Genomic DNA, 17,691 nt, shown 5'->3' with positions numbered 1-17,691 from the left:
TTCTAAATACTTATTCTTCCAATCGTGCAGAGTAGAGATATGCATACCTTCATTATCTGCAAACTCCCGCAAGGATAAACCACTTTCAACAAACCTGCGAATAGTTGCCTTCTTATGCTCTTCTGAATAACGCTTCACTTAATTAAACTTACCGCTCCCTGTTTTACTTTTATTGAGGATTAAGGGCGACAACTATCCTGACACAGGGGGTTAGAGTTAGAGCCAGGCGCTCTGTTTCTGTTTTGGCACAAGCATCTGAATACCGATCCTAGTCATGTTTGGTTAAGGGAGTTAATGGTCGAACGCTGCTCAAAGATCCACAAGCTATAACGGTTCAAACTTAAAGGCGCGCAACATGAAAGTGGTGCTGTCAGGGGAGAGAACCGGAGTCACATCGTGTGTCGGATGGCGCTCCGGTTTTGTGTAAATGGTTGATTAGTGCTTGTATCTAAAGGTGTTACTATCATCGATGATGTCGATTTTAACAGGCGCGATTCCCTTGCTAATGCTTGCTATCTGTTCAAAGGACTGGCGAGAAAGGTCGATGACCCTGCCCTTTACAAAAGGACCTCGATCGTTGATTTTCACGTCAACAGTTTTGCCATTCGCGGTATTGGTCACTCTTACTATCGTCCCAAAGGGCAGGGTTTTATGAGCGGCAGTATACGCTCTCATATTATAACGTTCGCCACTGGCGGTTCGTTTCCCATGGTATTGATTGCCGTACCATGAAGCTTGGCCGACCAGTTGATGTGCTTTGGAGTAGTTCTGGGTCTTTTGACTGTCAATTGCTGCGGTTGAGGCGCACCCTCCGAGCAAAGTAATGAGGAGAGTGGTAAGTACAAGGCTTAAGGTCTTCATGTGAACGGGATACTCTATTACTTCCTGTCATATTGCGTGACTGGTTTGGGTTAAACGATATTGTTAAACACATCCGTATTGGTTTTATCCTCTTATTAGGAGAACAACAACACGGGCACGGAACCCCTTTCCTGCGATTGGGTATTACTCTAACAATATAAGATTAAAAATAGCGAATGGAGAAAAAATAGACATTCGATATCAGGGATTTATTTTCTCATAAGTGCGGCATCGCTCAGTCATAACGAGGAAAGACTCTGCAAAAGAAAACACAAAAATAACGAATATTTTTATTACGTTATACGAATAGTGACTATCGTGGGAATGATGGAAACAGGAACCATCAGCATGGCTAATGCAATGATGGCTGTTCGTTGCTTATTGCCACATCACTAAGATGGCAGCGATGGAAATTAGAATAAGCGCGGTAACGTCTTTACGCGCGATGCGTTGTCCTAGCCAAAAATACGAAATCAGTATCATGAATACGATTTCAACCTGTCCGAGGGTCTTAACATAGGGAACGGCTTGCAACGACATTGCGCTGAACCAACCGAGGGAGCCGATAACGCTGGTTAAGCTGGTCATGATGACCAACTTAGGTTGTTTGAACATCTGCTTTAACGTTTGTGGTTCCTTGAATAATAGGAATAGCGTGATGATGCACGTTTGCAGAGTGATGACGAGAAATAGCACCCAAGCAGCGCTGTGTGGAAATGGAAGAGCAAGACTTAAACTGGCTTCACGAATCCAAAGCGAAGTTAACGCAAAGGCAGTACTGCAGGATAGGCCAAGAAAGAAGATTTTGGGAGAGACGCTGCGCCAGCCCGATGAACTGCTCATAAGAAGTACGCCTAGAGTGCCTACTAGGACGCCTATCCAACCGACAACAGATAATACCGTTCCAAAAAACAGAACCCCGAGCACTGCTGAAACTGGTGCTTCACATTTTGCGAGTCCTGCGCCAATGGCGTAGTTTTCTAGTTTAAATAGCACCACCATTAGACCCGTTGCGAGGATCTGCATGACCGCTGCTGCGATAATATAAAACGAAAACTCGCCAGAGAACCTTGGTATTGAGGCGGGTTGCCATTGATACAGAGCATAAAGATAAAGTAAAGCGATTGGGCCAGCCCAAAGAAAACGAGCCAATGTAACGCCTGCCACACTCATATTCACGCTAAGTTTGCTTTGGAATGCATTTCGCCAAGACTGACTAAACGCGGCAAGTAGGGTGAAAGCGATCCAGCTAATAGACATGATGGTTCCATTCATTACAAAAACAGAGGGCAATGTTAGCAAAATTAGAGGCGACTAAAAAATGGCGGTTGGATTGATGAGGTCGATACTGGTTACGTTGTTTTATTGCCCCTTTCCGTGTTTACGGACGGGCTCAGTTTTATTACAGAAACGACATTAAGCTTGGATAGTAGCCATGAGTGAAAAACATCAGAAATCAGGAGGATACATTAACACACTTCAACCCATTTGAGTCATGATCGCTATTTAAACCTATATCAATAAGGGTAGTGGCAAGAGAAACTTGCCACAGCACTGATGACGAAATTCTTAGAAAGTAGGTGGCAATCCAGCGAATAGAAGTGGTACCAATCGCTGGATGAATGGAGTCACCCCTCACGCCACCAATGGATAAAGTGCAGTAGTGCCATTGCGCCATGACCATAGAAGTAGGTTTCAATCAAGCCAACGCTGGTTTTGTGAATTTTAAGCAATTCTGGGCTGATCCCTGTCGAACTTGCACTTAAGTACCACGCTGTCCCTGTTACAAGAGCGAGCAATAAGGCTAATAAGCCTAAACCTTCAACTGTAGCGGCGATACCAGCGGGGTGAGATTCTGGTAATTCAACCCGGCTTAGACATTGCAGATCTTGTTTGATTTGGGTGAAGTTACCCGATAGCCATGGGTACATATCACCTATCGTTCTACGTTTGATAACTTTGTAGACAAAAACGAGGGTAAGAGGGATCAGCAGCAATCCACTATAGATATGGATTTTGGCGATTGAATTAATACTGCTCCACAGAGTGTCAGCATGAACATGTATGAAGTTGGAGGATATGATTTGCACGAGAACCCAAAACAAGGTTAGAGCGTGTAGTACTTTTTCTGATTCTGGCAGGTTAGTAAATAGCGTATCAACCCCTTCTTTTATGCGAGACAGCATCATCAATTGCCCTTCTGTTCTTTAATAGGTATCCATGTATGTATTAACCAATGTCGTATCCCCAACAAAGCATAGTAGGAGTTCGAGTCTCCTTTAGCTGAGTCTACGCCTGTCTTGTTTTATCTACAGGGATAAAATGTAATTAACCGTTTTTCAACTATAGACGCTAGAAGAATCAGAGATAAATTTAAGCGATAAAAAAAGCCAGCGGGGGGAGCTGACTTTGATCTTTCATTCGCAGATTCTACGTTGAGCTTAGCGATTTGGAACTAGTTAGTGGCTAGTTGAACCGCTTGCTCTTTTTTTGCGGTCGTGACTCAAATCGGTTGATTAAAAGGTAGAATTCTCGTTCAATGAATGTTCCGCTCACCTTATCGTGCATTTGTTCAGATTTTGAAAAACCGATAGTTCCATGCACTAAACGTTTTAATCTGGAACGCAAGGTAAGATTGGTTCGCTCAATCCGTTGAGTGAATCTTTTTCCCACAATATGCTTTTCCCTTGGTAACTCTTTTTCGACACTCGATACATCTAAAACGAGGAAAGCCAGAATGCCCCTTTCCGTGTTTACAAATGGGCTCAGTTTTACCACAGAAACGACATTGAACTTGGATAGTAGCCATGAGTGAAAAACATGAGAAATCAGGAGGCTACATTAACACACTTCAATCCATTTGAGTCATGACCTTAAATCTTGGGTTGGATTTACAGATCAAGTAAATACGACCACGTCGCTTCACTGTCTCGCAATCTTGGTGACGTTTTTCGCACTTTTTAATGAGCTTAAGACTTTCATTTCTCTTCCTACTTGTTGCTAACCACTAGCCCAAAGCGGCGATTGAAATTAGCGACACGCCCCTCTTTATGCATGTCTCACATCATTCTCATTCGCTCACTGGGCAAACGCCGCAACATGGTGAATTTGTTGGTGAAGTAGAAGTGTTGGTTAGAAATGTGGTTAGCACATAAGTCAAAAACTGTCTTAATAAAGGCAGTACTGAGGAACCCGTAGGCTTAAATGGGGCAAAACGTTGACCTCTCCAGACTCGATAACCATCAATGGCAATGTGATTCATGAAGGTGATGGGCTTAATACATCAGGCCACAAGCGAATGTAAGGCGAAATCTATGTTCGTTAAATGAAAGAAACCGAGATTTGATATCTCGGTTTCGAAATCTTGGGGGAAAACTAGCAGGCGTTATGCTTCAGAAACAACGTTAACACAAGCAAGGCTGACGTCTTGATCGATATAGGCCATGCCGAGCTTATTTAAGTAATCCATTCTATCCGCGGTTCGCAGGTCAATATCGGGACCTTCAATATTGTTGCTTTGATAAATCTGCGCTAAGTGCGCCATAAACTGCTCACCTACGCTCATCATTAGCAGGCTCATCGCCCCCACATCGGGTTTTACTTTTTCGCGTTGTTTTTCTGATAAATTGACCGCAAGGACGATAGGTTTTTCTTCACCTTCAAACCGAACGCTGCGGTCTCGAACGGTTTGCTGGGCCCAATAATAAGCCAATTCTTTGCTTTGAGTCAGAAAAACAGGCTCGACAGATTCGGTGTAATGGTTTCCTATCGTTGCCATGGTCTTTTTCGCGGCTTGGTTAAGAGCTTTGTCGCCGGAGCGTTTAAGCCCTTGTCCTTGGATTGAGCTCAGTAGCGCCGATGAGGTGCCGTGGTACCAAACATCACTGGTTGCAAAGCCATCTTGTGATAGTAACTCTTTAGCATCTTGGAGATAGGAAGGAACTGTAGTCATAGGCATTCTCAACAAACATGAATGGGGTTAGTCTAACAGAAGTGGAGAGTGAGATTGCGTCTTGGGGCGTAATTCTCACTCTCTAGGTGTGTTATCTATTTACTCTCATAAGTGTGTAGAGAGTAAATCGCCACCTTAATTAGTCGAACTGGTGAGAAGTATTCAGTTCACCGGCTGCTTTCAACGCATTTTCACCTGCAAAGTATTCTTTGTGGTCATCACCGATGTCTGAGCCAGACATGTTTTGGTGTTTCACACAGGCAATACCTTGACGGATTTCTTTACGTTGAACATTGGCTACGTAGCCCAACATGCCTTGCTCACCGAAGTACTCTTTCGCTAGGTTGTCAGTTGACAGTGCAGCAGTGTGGTATGTTGGTAGCGTGATTAGATGGTGGAAGATCCCTGCTTCACGAGAAGCATCCGCTTGGAATGTGCGAATCTTTTCGTCAGCGCGCTTAGACAGTTCCGTTTCGTCGTACTCAGCGCTCATTAGGTTTGCACGCTCGTATGCTGATACATCTTCACCTGCTTCAACCATTGCGTCATACGCTTGCTGACGGAAGTTAAGCGTCCAGTTGAATGATGGTGAGTTGTTATAAACTAGCTTAGCGTTCGGGTGAACTTCACGTACGCCGTCCATCATCTCTTTGATTTGACCAATATGTGGTTTCTCAGTTTCAATCCAAAGTAGGTCCGCGCCCGCATTAATCGCTTCGATACAGTCAAATACGCAGCGGTCTTCACCAGTGCCTTGACGGAATTGATATAGACCTGAAGGTAGACGCTTAGGACGTACCAGCTTACCATCGCGGTTGAAACAAACGTCGCCTTGCTTCATATCTGCTACATCGATCTCTTCCACGTCTAGGTAAGAGTTGTAGATGTCTCCTTGGTCGCCTGGCTCTTTAACTACTGCGATTTCTTTTGTTAGGCCAGCACCTTGTGAATCAGTACGTGCAACGATAACACCGTTATCGATACCTAGCTCAAGGAAGGCGTAACGTAGCGCACGAAGTTTAGCATGGAAATCAGCGTGAGGTACCGTTACTTTACCGTCTTGGTGACCACATTGTTTCTCATCCGCTACTTGGTTTTCGATTTGAAGACAACAAGCACCAGCTTCGATCATTTGTTTCGCCATTAGGTAAGTCGCTTCTGCGTTACCAAAGCCAGCATCGATGTCCGCGATGATAGGCACAACGTGCGTTACGTGATTATCGATTTGGTCTTGAATAGAATCTTGTAGATCCACATCACCCGCTTCACGAGCAGCATCGAGAGCACGGAACAAACCGCCTAGCTCACGAGCATCGGCTTGACGTAGGAAGGTGTATAGCTCTTCGACTAAACCAGCAACCGACGTTTTCTCGTGCATGGATTGGTCAGGTAGCGGACCAAATTCTGAACGAAGTGCGGCAACCATCCAACCTGATAAGTACAGGTAGCGACGGTCGGTTTTACCACCAAAGTGCTTTTTAATAGAAATCAGTTTTTGTTGACCGATGAAACCATGCCAGCAACCCAATGATTGAGTGTACTTAGAGCTGTCTTCATCGTAGGCCGCCATATCAGCACGCATAATATCTGCTGTGTATTGCGCGATGTCTAGACCCGTTTTGAATTTGTTTTGAGCACGCATGCGAGCAGCAGATTCTGGATTAATAGCATCCCATGGAGCACCAGCAGCGCGTTTTGCAACTTCTATCATTTCGATATCTTGAGTGATTTGCGACATAACTATTCCTTAGTTTCACGTTGGATATTATTGGCCAAATGGCTTAGTCATCTTTCTCCGAGGGCTTCATGTTTCAGATGGGACGACCCGTTTAATTTGTTGTTATGGACAAATCGTAGCTGCATGTGTGATAATTTTGTTAATTTATAGTTATTATATTCGGTATTTTTTATATGAATATTGCTCGTATAGACCTTAATTTGCTTGTGTATTTAGACATGTTGCTACGGGAAAGAAATGTCACCAGAGCAGCAAATCAGTTGGGCATTACCCAACCCGCCATGAGTAATGGTTTGCGCCGATTACGTGATCTGTTTGAAGATCCGTTGTTGGTTAGAACGAGCGAGGGAATGATACCGACAGAGCGTGCGCAAAAACTGCAACCAGTGATTCGCAATATCTTGGCAAACGTTGAAAAGACGCTACAGCCGACCACTGAATTCCATGCTGATGACAGTGAACGCGTGTTCCGCATCATGGCAAGTGACTATGCGGAATCCACCATCATCCAACCTTTGCTTAAACGGCTAAGTGAAATAGCGCCGAAAATCCGTCTAGATATCATGACGCCTAGTGATGTTAGCTACCAAGATGTAGAGCAAGGAACGGTGGATATCATCATCAACCGCTTTGATGATATTCCTCAGTCTTTCCACCAAATGAGCTTATGGCATGACGGGTTCTCATGCTTATTCAGTTGCGATAACCCGATTGCAGATAATTTTGATTTGTTGTCGTATTTGAAAGCACAGCATATTTGGGTAAGTAAAACCGGGATGGGGACTGGGGTTGGGATTAATCCCAGTGAGGCACAAAAGCTCGGTTGGATTGATGAAGCGCTGATGCGTATTGGTAAGACCCGCAACATTACGGTGTTCACTCGACACTATTTGTCGGCCATCCTATTTGCTCAGCAGAAGAACTTGATCCTTACCATTCCAACCAAAGCGGCGCAGCTTCAGCGTCATAATCCTAAGCTTCTGATAAAGCCAGCACCATTTGCGATTGAGCCTTTTGAAGTGAAGATGGCATGGAGCCCACTTTTACAAAGTAATCCAGATCATCAATGGATGAGGCGTTTGATTAAAAGTGTGGCAAATGAGTTAGAAAGTGGTGTAACGGAATAGCGATACTGGGTATTTATTGTGTGAATGTTCACTATAAATGGCATAAATTAGCTAAATTTTTATCCGTTACGTAGATTTATTCAATAGTTATCGATTAATTCGAGAGAGATTTTATGAGCAATCGTATTCAACAGGGAAGCTTGAACATTGATAGCACCCTCTACCAATTAGTTAATGAACAGGTCATTCCTGGTACTGGCATTAATGCCGATGACTTTTGGCAATCCTTTGCATCCATTCTTAAAGATTTAGCGCCGAAAAACCGTGCGTTGCTGATAAAGCGTGATGATCTACAGCATCAGATTGACGCTTGGCATCAAGAGCGAGCAGGGCATGCAATAGATGCAGCAGAATACAAACAGTTCCTACAAGAGATTGGCTACCTAGTTCCAGAAGGCGATGACTTTCACGTCACCACTGCCAGCGTTGAACCTGAGATTGCAACGCAAGCCGGTCCTCAGTTGGTCGTGCCTATTATGAACGCTCGCTTTGCGTTGAATGCTGCTAATGCTCGTTGGGGAAGTCTTTACGACGCCCTGTACGGAACAGACGTCATTAGTGAGAGTGATGGTGCAGAGAAAGGGGGAAGCTTTAATCCAGTGCGTGGAGCAAAAGTGGTGGCTTATGCTCGAGAGTTTCTTGATGAAGCAGCACCGCTAAATGGTGTCTCTCATAAAGACGTGACTAAATACAGTATCAGTAACGTCAGCATCGGTAATACGTTAACCGCAACGCTGGAAAACGGTGAGGAAGTAACGTTAATCGACAGTTCTCAATTCATCGGATACCAAGGGGACGCAAGCGCTCCATCTTGCATCCTGTTGAAGCATAATAATCTGCATATTGAGATTCAAATCGATCCGACAGCTCCTATTGGAAGTGTTGATGCAGCGGGTATCAAGGACGTGCTGGTGGAAGCGGCACTGACTACGATTATGGATTGCGAAGATTCAGTAGCTGCAGTGGATGGTGAAGACAAAGCGCTTGCCTATCGAAACTGGTTAGGGCTGATGAAAGGCGATTTACAAGAGTCGCTTGAGAAAAATGGTAAAACCATTGTTCGTAGTCTTAATCCTGACCGCCATTATACTAGCGTGTCTGGCGGAGAAATTTCGCTTAAAGGCCGCAGTATGTTGTTTATACGAAATGTGGGCCATTTAATGACGAACCCAGCCATTATTGATGCACAAGGTAATGAAGTACCTGAAGGTATCATGGATGGCATGATTACATCGTTAATTGCGATGCATGACTTGAAAGGCAACAGCCAGTATCAAAACTCAACCGCTAACAGCATTAATATCGTTAAGCCTAAGATGCACGGCCCTGAAGAAGTAGCATTTACTAATGAGCTGTTTGGTCGTATTGAAGATGCCCTAGGTTTAGAGAGATACACCATCAAAGTTGGCATTATGGATGAAGAGCGCCGTACGTCGGTCAACTTGAAAGAGTGTATCCGCGCTGCGAAAGATCGTGTGGTTTTTATTAACACTGGCTTTTTAGACCGAACTGGTGATGAGATTCATACCAGTATGGAAGCTGGCCCCTTCGCTCCTAAAGCACAGCTGAAGAGTATGACTTGGATTGGTGCATACGAAGATCAAAACGTTGACCTTGGTCTTGCCTGTGGACTGCAAGGTAAAGCACAGATCGGTAAAGGGATGTGGCCTGAGCCCGATAATATGGCCAAGATGATGGAAGCTAAAATTAGTCACCCTCAAGCTGGTGCTAATACCGCTTGGGTTCCATCACCAACAGCGGCAACACTCCATGCGCTGCACTACCATAAAGTGAGTGTGCCTAGCCGCCAAAAAGAATTACGCGAGCGAGTTCGAGCGAATGTGGACGACATCTTGACGATTCCGTTGCTAGGCAATCAAAAGTTGACGGCGAAAGATATCCAAAGCGAGCTAGATAACAATACGCAAGGTATCTTAGGTTATGTTGTACGCTGGATTGACCAAGGCGTTGGCTGCTCCAAAGTTCCAGATATCAATAATGTTGGCCTGATGGAAGACAGAGCGACACTACGTATCTCTAGTCAGCATATCGCCAACTGGCTACGTCACGGCATCTGTGATGAGTCGCAAGTTATGGAAACCATGAAGCGTATGGCTGCAGTTGTTGATGAGCAAAATGCAGGTGACCCTAACTACAAAAATATGGCGCCTGATTTTGAAACGAGCATTGCGTTTTCCGCAGCATGCCAGCTTGTATTTGAAGGCTGTGCACAACCTAATGGTTACACGGAGCCTGTTCTTCATGCGATGCGCTTGAAGCTAAAAGCAACCCAACACTAAACAATCAACTACAAAAGAAACACCCCAATTAAACCGAGCCCAAGGTGCCGCGCTTTATAGCGCGGTTTTTTTTATCTTTCGATTAAGGTTTTGAACGTCGGGAAATATGCTATAAGCCCTTGAAAATATGACACTGATTTGAAGAGTCAGTATCTAAGTTTGCAAGGCTGAGTTGAACAAAAGCATAGTTTTTATGGCGATAGTGCTTTGTGTGTTGATTGAAACTAATAAGGACGATGTCGCTGCGCTTATTTCTGTCGAGTAGACGACACCTGTTACCAAGTGTCGCCCCTCTAAGAACCCAGCGTGCAACTTTCACCGCACTAGGCTCAAGCCTTCACGAAGGCACCGATTGGCACCCAGCAACTTATAAAGCAGCGAGAGCAGGCTCATGCCAAGAGTTACGGCATTGCTTCTTTGATTTTCTCTTAGCCAAGTATTCTTGGTATTGAGGATCAAAAGGCGTAGCGGCACTCCTGATTTTTACATGTCTCTCTATTGGCACCTTAGCTATTTGAAACAGATTGAACTGACAATCCATATCCATGATCTTCTGCCAACCGTGAAATTGCCATTGACCTTGACGGTTGATGAAGTATTTAAGAGCGATCCAAGTTTTGGATTTGGTTGGATGACGCCTTTTAGCCCAGTGCCATAACGTATTGAATAGCTTGTGACCTACATATCCGAATACCTGTTTCGCAACGCAGTGTCGATAGTAATTCGACCAGCCCCTGAGTTTCGGATTTATCAACTTGATTAAATCGTTGACGGGGATGGTTGCGTGCTTTTTGATGAGTTCGCGCAAATTACTTAGGAACAGTAGCGTGTTGGATTTACTCGGCTTAATGAGTAACTTCCCTTTGTAGTTCCTATGATTAAAACCTAGGAAATCAAAACCACGGCTGACATGGGTAATGTGCGTTTTCTCTTCGGAGAGTGTTAAGCCTCTTTCTGCTAAGAAATCAGCAATCAACGGTTTGATATCGTTCTCCAGCACTTCCTTTGAAGCACAGGTGACGACGAAATCGTCGGCGTATCCGATAAAGTTGGCTCTAGCACCCTTTTTGAGTGCAGTAGACTTTATGCGTTGCTCAAGTCCTGCAAGAGTCATTAGCATCAAGGTCGGGGATATGACCCCGCCTTGTGGTGTTCCCTCGTCAGTACGGTAGAACAGCCCTTTATCCATAAAACCAGACTTTAACCATTGTTCCAACATGCGTTTATCTACGGCAATGTTATTCATAAGCCATTGATGGCCGATCTTGTCGAAACAGGCTTTGATGTCTCCCTCAAGAACCCATTGAGCTGATTTCTTTAATGCCAGACACTTGAAGCACTGTGCGACTGCATCGGCAGTGCTGCGGTTTGGTCTGAATCCATAGCTGTTAGGGTCGGCAAGAGTTTCTGATACAGGCTCCAGAGCAAGAAGATGAAGCGCTTGCTGCGCTCTATCGACCATGCAGGGGATACCAAGAGGTCTGAGCTTGCCGTTTTTCTTGGGGATGTAGATACGCTTGAGCGGTTTGGCTTGATAAGCTTTTCTGCTCAATTGATTGACTGCTTTCATGCGGCGCGTATCTGTATTCCAGATAACGCCATCAATTCCAGGCGTTTTACTGCCTTTATTTTGAGATACCCGCTTAACAGCAAGAAGTTTTGCTGAACGCGAGTGAGTCAGTATCCACTGCAACGCTTTCGCTTTGCTGTGTTTACCTTCTCGTGTTGCCTTTGCAATACGCATCTGAAGCTTTAAAACATGGGATTCAACGTCTTTCCAATTGGTGGATTGCCATTGAGCACTGTTAGGAGAGGCACTAATCTCTTTTGAAATCATCATTTGCGTTTCTCCTTGAATAAAGTTCTTCAAATTCTCTTGCAACGGAAGACCAGTCGGAAGTCAGCTCACTTTCGTGCCAGATAGAAATCTGTATCTGCATCGTTACAATGCAGCCTTCGCTTTTTCCAACATCCTCTACCTGCATCACTATCGGTCGCAGAGACTTTCCCAGAGGGAGTGATACAGGCTTACCGTGTTCCGTATGTCGCGCAATGTCAGGGTAGATGCCCGCTATGGTGCGGAGAGTTCAACGATCACGAAAGAGCATGGGGCAATCTCTTTCCGACTCTCATGCCTTTTGGCAACAGCGTATAAACCACTTCCGCTGCTTCATCACATGACGCACCTTGAACGGATTCACTTATGTTCATCATACTGACTACCTAGCACTCACCCGATTTATGTGGTTATCAGGAGGACCGTCCTCTTATATGGACTCCCTAAAGTAATCAACTTATTTTGAAAATATCGTGGTAGATGCGCTCTTATATACGGGCTTTAACTGGAGAGCTACTCCTGCCCTTTGATGTATTCGCACCAATAGTTCATGTCTCACGAACAGTATCCAGGTACTAGAGAGGACGACTGAATTCTACTGGTTGGTCTTACCGTTTTTTTCGCAATTCGTTGATTTACTTATCTCTTTAAACCGCTAGTAGGGCTGGTTGATAATCATCGTTATTTTTTATTAGTGCTACCGCCGTTCTGACTGTTTTGTTCGCCAATGCTATCGCTGCTATTTTTTTCCCTCTTCTTTCAATCAGTTTTTTTAACCACTGTTCTTTCACCGTTCTAGGTTCCCTTAGCACAACTTTGTGCACCACAGACATTGCTCCTTGGAATAACAAGCTTCTCAATCGTTTGTCGGCACTGAATTTTGATATATGCCCGATGTGCTCTTTCCCTCCTGTTGAATGTTGTTTTGGCGTTAGACCTATACAAGAGGAAGCATCTCGCCCTGTTTTAAATTCCTGTGCATTACCTAGTCGAACAGTTAACCCTAATGCAACCTGAGGTCCAACTCCCTCCAATTTGCTCAGTTTCTGACAAGTAGAATGGTGACGTGTATGTTCCGCTATAAGTTTGTCATAACCATCGATCTGTTCCGTATATTGTTTTAGCCACTCAGATTGAGCATATAGTGCTTGACGATAGTTCATAGGCAACCCATTTTCACCGTCTTCTAAAACGTCAGGTAATGATTTCACCAGATTACGAATGCCTTTTGATATAACAATGCCAAATTCTGACAATAGCCCTCTGATTTGATTTATTAGTGCTGTTCTCTGCTTGATTTGAAGTGTTAGTACTCGTTCCAGCGATTGCAGTCCTTGCTCTTCTTCTGACATAACACAACAAGGCCGAATATGAGGTAATTGAGCTGCAATACCAATTGCATAGGCATCGTTTTTGTCAGTTTTTTGCTTTAACTGAAGCCCTTTTACAGCTCGAGCCTGAAGTATCTTTTCCTGATGACCGTGGCGTTGCGCTAAGCGAGCCCAATAATGAGCTCCGCCGCAGGCTTCCATTGCTACAACTACAGGCTCATGCTTTCCCAAAAGCTCGATTAATGCTTTACGATTGATAGCCTTGTTGTATGCGACGCTATTACCTTTATTAAATTTGCAGACCTGAAATGAGTTCTTTGCCAAGTCAATTGCAATAATAGTAACCTTGTTCATGTGTGGACTCCTCGGGCTAATGTGGTAATTAAGACCGTATCCCTTTCGGGGTAGGGAGTCCATACATCTCACGATTTAGATCCCGATTGGAAAATACCAACCTTCGTTACATTGTCAGACTCGCTACTTTATTCAGAGTCCTAGGTTCATCTGGTGATACAGATGGTTCACTCGTTGAGCGGTGAACAGCGCTTCATACGACTTCACGTCGCACGCCCCAAAGTAAGTTAGCTACCGTTTAAGCCTCTCGTCTCTGAATCATCATATGGCCTATTTTTCCTAATGCCTGTCTAGCGTCTATAGGATCGAGGGAACATCCCCCTTGTTTAACGAACACTCAACCTAGTAACCAAAGTCTTTCACATCAACTTCTAGCTCTCTGACTTGAGAACCTATTTTTTTATGGAAGTGGTAACGAATTTCTTCATCAGCCATATTGGTCAAATCAAAACTAAAATATTGAACTAAAGCCTCTTTCATCTCAGGTATGTCATACTGGTCGAAGTTTGGTACATAACTGGTGTTATATTTGTTGTGGCTAATTTCTTTGAAAGTGCGAACAAACTTTTTAGGTTTGATTTCTACCCCAAAACGCTTACATAGGCGCAGGACATAATGATCTAATCTGTGTAGTAGCTTTTCATCATTGATCTAAGCGAAGAAAAATTGCCAACCCTTACATTTATTCTCAAACACACAGCCCGTGATTCGTAGGTTCAATCGCCATTCTAAAATTTTGAAGCTCTTATTTTTGCTGTATGGCTCGGGTTAACACCAAAACAAACAGCATCTGGCAATGTTAATCGGCTTGGCAGTATTACTAAGCGGGGTGATTGCTATTTGCGTAAACAACTCATCCACGGCGCGCGAACAGTGGTGAATCACGCTCATAAAAAGGACGATGACTTAAACCGTTGGCTCACCGCCCTTAAGGACAGAAGAGGGCGAAATAAGGCCGTGGTTGCTACCGCCAGAAAGCTAGCGAGGCTGATGTGGATTTTGCTGCAAAAGAATACCCTTTATGTGCCTCAATTTTCCCAAACTGGCACCAATGAATACTAAGTTATGGATTGTCAGGGCAGCTCGAACGAGGCAAGGGCTTATAGCCCGAGTGGGTGATATGAGCCCCTGATAATCCCCTTCCATTGTTTGCTTAATGAATGATGACAAAATGGCTTTACCTACCTGCATAAAACCCGGCAAGGGCACGACCTTTAAGGTCGATTGGGTGTTATCAATTTAAGGTGTGCAGGTTCGGAACACATCAGAGGCGCCAACTGAGCATAATCAGCATGGTTAAGCCCGAATATATGTCAGAGCGACACTTTCAAGTCAGCCATCAAATAACGAACAAACAGGATAAAAGTTACAAGCCTAATCGGAACATTTTGAAAAAATGTGTCTGAAGACTAAAAACGGCTTGCATCTGTGAGAACGTCCATATATGTCTGGCTGTTACCAATATTTGAATGTATCAGTCACGGCGCCTGGTCAGAAATCAGCAATAAAATCGAATGGGCTACCAGTTATATATCAAAGAACGCTCAAAAGTCCGCGCAGAGGAAGTCTAAAGAAAACATTACGTTAGACGGAATTTACGCTGAGCTTAATGCTCAAAGTTCTGTCTATGCATGAGCTTATGCTCATCCTTCTGTTTGCCTTACTTAGTAAACAGGGTTCAATGCCCACGGCACACTAAAGCTGGTCTTACCTGGTAAATCTTCCTTGACTCTCGAAATGGCTGGTGACAATTTGATCAATAGTGTATTTATTATACTAAATTATGAACTCCATTGTTTCAATTATTTATTCAAGGGTGAGTCTATGAAACATATATTACTAAAACTAGGCTTGCTGACAGCAATCGCCAGCCCGCTTATGAGCCAGGCAAGCAGTGAGCCTACTCCAACACCACGTATCGATGGCGGTACAGATACAGAACCAGGTGAATATCCGTTTGTGGGCGGCCTCATCAAGAGTCATTCTCCAACCGAATTTTTCTGCACTGGCACTTTCATAGGGGGAAACAAGGTGCTGACAGCCGCTCATTGCGTAGAGGATGAAATTGCCAGTGAAATAATGGTGGTTTTCGGCACCAATAATAGAAGTGAAATAACAGATAAATATCAATACCAAGTTCGCAGGATTATCATGCATCCCGACTATTCGGAGGGAATCGATCAATTCACTTACCCTAGCAATGATATGGCTGTGTTAGAGACCGACCGTGACATTGATACCGCTGAACCAATTAAACTGGCTTCCCGCTACGAATTTTCTAATTCAGAACTTTGGTACGAGAATTTGAAAGCGATAGGCTGGGGCTGGAATCGAGAAGAAACCGGTTTTTCTGCACCTAACATATTGAAACAAGAAGATTTATCTTTTTTAGCTGATACAGAGTGTCAAAGTATTGCGCCAGCCAATTATAAAATAGATGACAATCTCTTGTGTGTATCTCGCCAACATAGCCAACATAATAGTGATAATGGGATTGCCTGTTATGGTGACAGCGGTGGGCCCCTTGTTGTAAAAAACGATAATGATGAATGGGTTCAAATCGGGGTAGCTTCGTTAGGAATTGACCCAAAAAATAATTATTCCTGTAGATGGCTCCATAGTGGGTATGCCGAAGTGTCAAAATTTCGCGATTGGGATCCAATATTCGAAGAAGTAGGCGATGAAGCAGGCCCTTTGAATGACAACTGTGTACGTTTCTTTAAAGGTGCTAATTACTATGGCAAATCTAGGGATTTTTGCCTAAAGGACGATGGCTCTGAACATAATTATGAAGTTATAGATTCTTCTTTCGATGATAGTTTTTCATCGGTAAAGGTAGGTGCTAACGTATACGTCACACACTTTGAAAATAGAGGTAATGGCGGCTGGGCTTGGACACAAAAAGAAGATAACCCGGCCTTTAATAGTGGTACCGACAACACTATTTCGTCTGTAACGGTCTTCCCGAGGTATGTCCATCCTGTGTGCGGTCGCTTTTGGAGTTGGCAAGAGTACAATGGGCAACGCTGGGATCTCTGCTTGCTAAAGGCGAATGGAACCAGAGGAGTCGATGGGATACTCCAGCTAGCATATAATTTAAATAAGAACATAAAGTCCGTTCAAATGGGCACAGCCGCGAATGCTTCTGCTTTTGGGTATGGGGATAGTACTGGAGATGAAGAGAATATTTATGATCTTTTCTGGTTTCAAGAGTTTGATGCAGGTTCACATTACTGGACTACGTTTTACGAGAATGCGTTCATTAATAGTGAGAATTATTTTCAAATATTTTTGGAACCAGTAAATGACTACCGATATCGTATGATTGAAGCAACAGGACTGGGTATGTTCCAGCAAGCACCAGAAGGCGCGTTTTTCACTATTGAGGTAAGCTCAACCAATGGCGAAAAACAAACTATTAAGGTGGAGCTAAAACCAGGTGAACATCATAGTCATATATGGCCTCGTGTGATTGCACGTGCCATAGATTACGCAGAAATTGATGGCGTAGAAGTAGGTGTTGAACATTATGCTGATATCCAGCCCCCTGTTGGAAGCACGTATCCAAATTCTGTCTTTTGGGACCCAGATATAGTCCGATCAGTGAACATTACATTGGTAACCGCCGAAAATTTAATGCGTGATGCTGATGAAGATGGCATTACCTTTCCTTTCGACTACTCTGACGTTATTCACTTTAGCCCCATCCGATTAGATGAAACAGAAACAAATGAAACCTTTACGGGTGACGAAATCATCATCACGATACTCAAATCGGAGATAAATGCGGCACCGGAATTTATCCGCATACCCATTAGTGATTATTGGAAGGAGGCGTGGCGCTGGCCTCTAGCGGTTGCCGAACGTATTAATGAGCTCGGCCGTTCGGGGTTAGCAGCTGGCGAGAAAATTGGTGACCATGTGGTTGGCGCCCCATTGGCGTCAGGTGATGAAAATTATTTGAGATATGAAACACACATATTCAGAGATATCTCCATTAACAATGCGGACTCCTGTGTGACTGCCTATAGTGAACCTGACTATAATGGTGAGAGCTGGTCCTTCTGTACTACTGACAAGCCTTGGTGGGATTCTTCCCAAGATTGGGTGAATAACATTCGTTCCTACAAAGTAGGTAATAATGTGCAAGCTGAGTTTGACACAACGGATGGAAAGGTATTTGTGGAAAGC

General features: G+C 44.0%; 13 protein-coding genes and 4 pseudogenes. 5 read left to right on the top strand and 12 right to left on the bottom strand.

Going from position 1 to position 17,691, the window contains the following annotated elements; all coding sequences use genetic code 11:
- The 9 genes and pseudogenes from VTH8203_RS25640 to VTH8203_RS22790 form a co-directional block, all read right to left on the bottom strand.
- A partial coding sequence (locus tag VTH8203_RS25640; protein ID WP_158296062.1) for a transposase occupies nt 1-138 on the bottom strand: 138 nt, incomplete at its 3' end.
- 297 nt (nt 139-435) lie between these two features.
- Entirely contained in the window at nt 436-861 is a 426-nt protein-coding gene (locus VTH8203_RS22820) for a septal ring lytic transglycosylase RlpA family protein (protein ID WP_096995690.1), read from the bottom strand.
- Nucleotides 862-1,239: 378 nt separating this feature from the next.
- Entirely contained in the window at nt 1,240-2,121 is an 882-nt protein-coding gene (locus VTH8203_RS22815) for a DMT family transporter (RefSeq protein WP_096995689.1), read from the bottom strand.
- 368 nt (nt 2,122-2,489) lie between these two features.
- Nucleotides 2,490-3,050 carry a cytochrome b/b6 domain-containing protein gene (locus VTH8203_RS22810; RefSeq protein WP_096995688.1) on the bottom strand — a complete coding sequence of 187 codons (561 nt, stop codon included), beginning with the start codon at nt 3,048-3,050 and terminating at the stop codon, nt 2,490-2,492.
- Between the two features lie 277 nt (nt 3,051-3,327).
- On the bottom strand, nt 3,328-3,600 hold the full coding sequence (locus VTH8203_RS22805; protein WP_370739270.1) for an IS1 family transposase: 273 nt from the start codon (nt 3,598-3,600) through the stop codon (nt 3,328-3,330).
- Nucleotides 3,601-3,610: 10 nt separating this feature from the next.
- Nucleotides 3,611-3,670 (bottom strand): annotated as a pseudogene (locus VTH8203_RS25635) (hypothetical protein); the annotation flags it as partial.
- A 42-nt stretch (nt 3,671-3,712) separates the two neighbouring features.
- A pseudogene (gene ykgO, locus VTH8203_RS22800) lies at nt 3,713-3,843 on the bottom strand (type B 50S ribosomal protein L36).
- A 403-nt stretch (nt 3,844-4,246) separates the two neighbouring features.
- Complete coding sequence (locus VTH8203_RS22795; protein ID WP_208617793.1) at nt 4,247-4,813, bottom strand: hypothetical protein; 567 nt, start codon at nt 4,811-4,813, stop codon at nt 4,247-4,249.
- 139 nt (nt 4,814-4,952) lie between these two features.
- A complete protein-coding gene (locus tag VTH8203_RS22790) occupies nt 4,953-6,551 on the bottom strand; it encodes an isocitrate lyase (protein WP_096995687.1) in 1,599 nt (532 codons plus the stop codon).
- Between the two features lie 173 nt (nt 6,552-6,724).
- Here VTH8203_RS22790 and VTH8203_RS22785 point away from each other — a divergent pair, with 173 nt between their 5' ends.
- Nucleotides 6,725-7,678 carry a LysR family transcriptional regulator gene (locus VTH8203_RS22785; RefSeq protein WP_038222008.1) on the top strand — a complete coding sequence of 318 codons (954 nt, stop codon included), beginning with the start codon at nt 6,725-6,727 and terminating at the stop codon, nt 7,676-7,678.
- A gap of 113 nt (nt 7,679-7,791) precedes the next feature.
- On the top strand, nt 7,792-9,978 hold the full coding sequence (locus VTH8203_RS22780) for a malate synthase G (RefSeq protein WP_096995686.1): 2,187 nt from the start codon (nt 7,792-7,794) through the stop codon (nt 9,976-9,978).
- A gap of 367 nt (nt 9,979-10,345) precedes the next feature.
- On the opposite strand, the gene ltrA is transcribed toward VTH8203_RS22780, so the two are convergent.
- From ltrA to VTH8203_RS25260, 3 genes are all read right to left on the bottom strand, one after another.
- On the bottom strand, nt 10,346-11,818 hold the full coding sequence (gene ltrA / locus VTH8203_RS22770; RefSeq protein WP_096995685.1) for a group II intron reverse transcriptase/maturase: 1,473 nt from the start codon (nt 11,816-11,818) through the stop codon (nt 10,346-10,348).
- A gap of 644 nt (nt 11,819-12,462) precedes the next feature.
- Nucleotides 12,463-13,500 (bottom strand): IS110 family RNA-guided transposase, encoded by a 1,038-nt coding sequence (locus VTH8203_RS22765; RefSeq protein WP_096995684.1) that lies wholly within the window; start codon nt 13,498-13,500, stop codon nt 12,463-12,465.
- 342 nt (nt 13,501-13,842) lie between these two features.
- The gene (locus VTH8203_RS25260) at nt 13,843-13,980 is read right to left on the bottom strand and encodes a hypothetical protein (RefSeq protein ID WP_244181306.1); all 138 of its coding nucleotides are present in this window, start codon (nt 13,978-13,980) and stop codon (nt 13,843-13,845) included.
- Between the two features lie 273 nt (nt 13,981-14,253).
- Between VTH8203_RS25260 and VTH8203_RS22755 the strand changes: the two are divergent.
- The 3 genes and pseudogenes from VTH8203_RS22755 to VTH8203_RS22745 all read left to right on the top strand — a co-directional run.
- Nucleotides 14,254-14,562, top strand: a pseudogene (locus tag VTH8203_RS22755) (transposase); the annotation flags it as partial.
- A 375-nt stretch (nt 14,563-14,937) separates the two neighbouring features.
- Nucleotides 14,938-15,135: pseudogene (locus VTH8203_RS22750) on the top strand (IS4 family transposase); the annotation flags it as partial.
- Between the two features lie 189 nt (nt 15,136-15,324).
- Nucleotides 15,325-17,691, top strand: a 2,367-nt coding sequence (locus tag VTH8203_RS22745; RefSeq protein WP_208617792.1) for a S1 family peptidase, incomplete at its 3' end; no start/stop codon positions are given.

This window comes from Vibrio thalassae (assembly GCF_900089835.1).
Taxonomy (GTDB): Bacteria; Pseudomonadota; Gammaproteobacteria; order Enterobacterales; family Vibrionaceae; genus Vibrio; species Vibrio thalassae.
The sequence above is the reverse complement of the archived record's forward strand: the minus strand, read 5'-3'. Positions and strand labels throughout refer to the sequence as shown.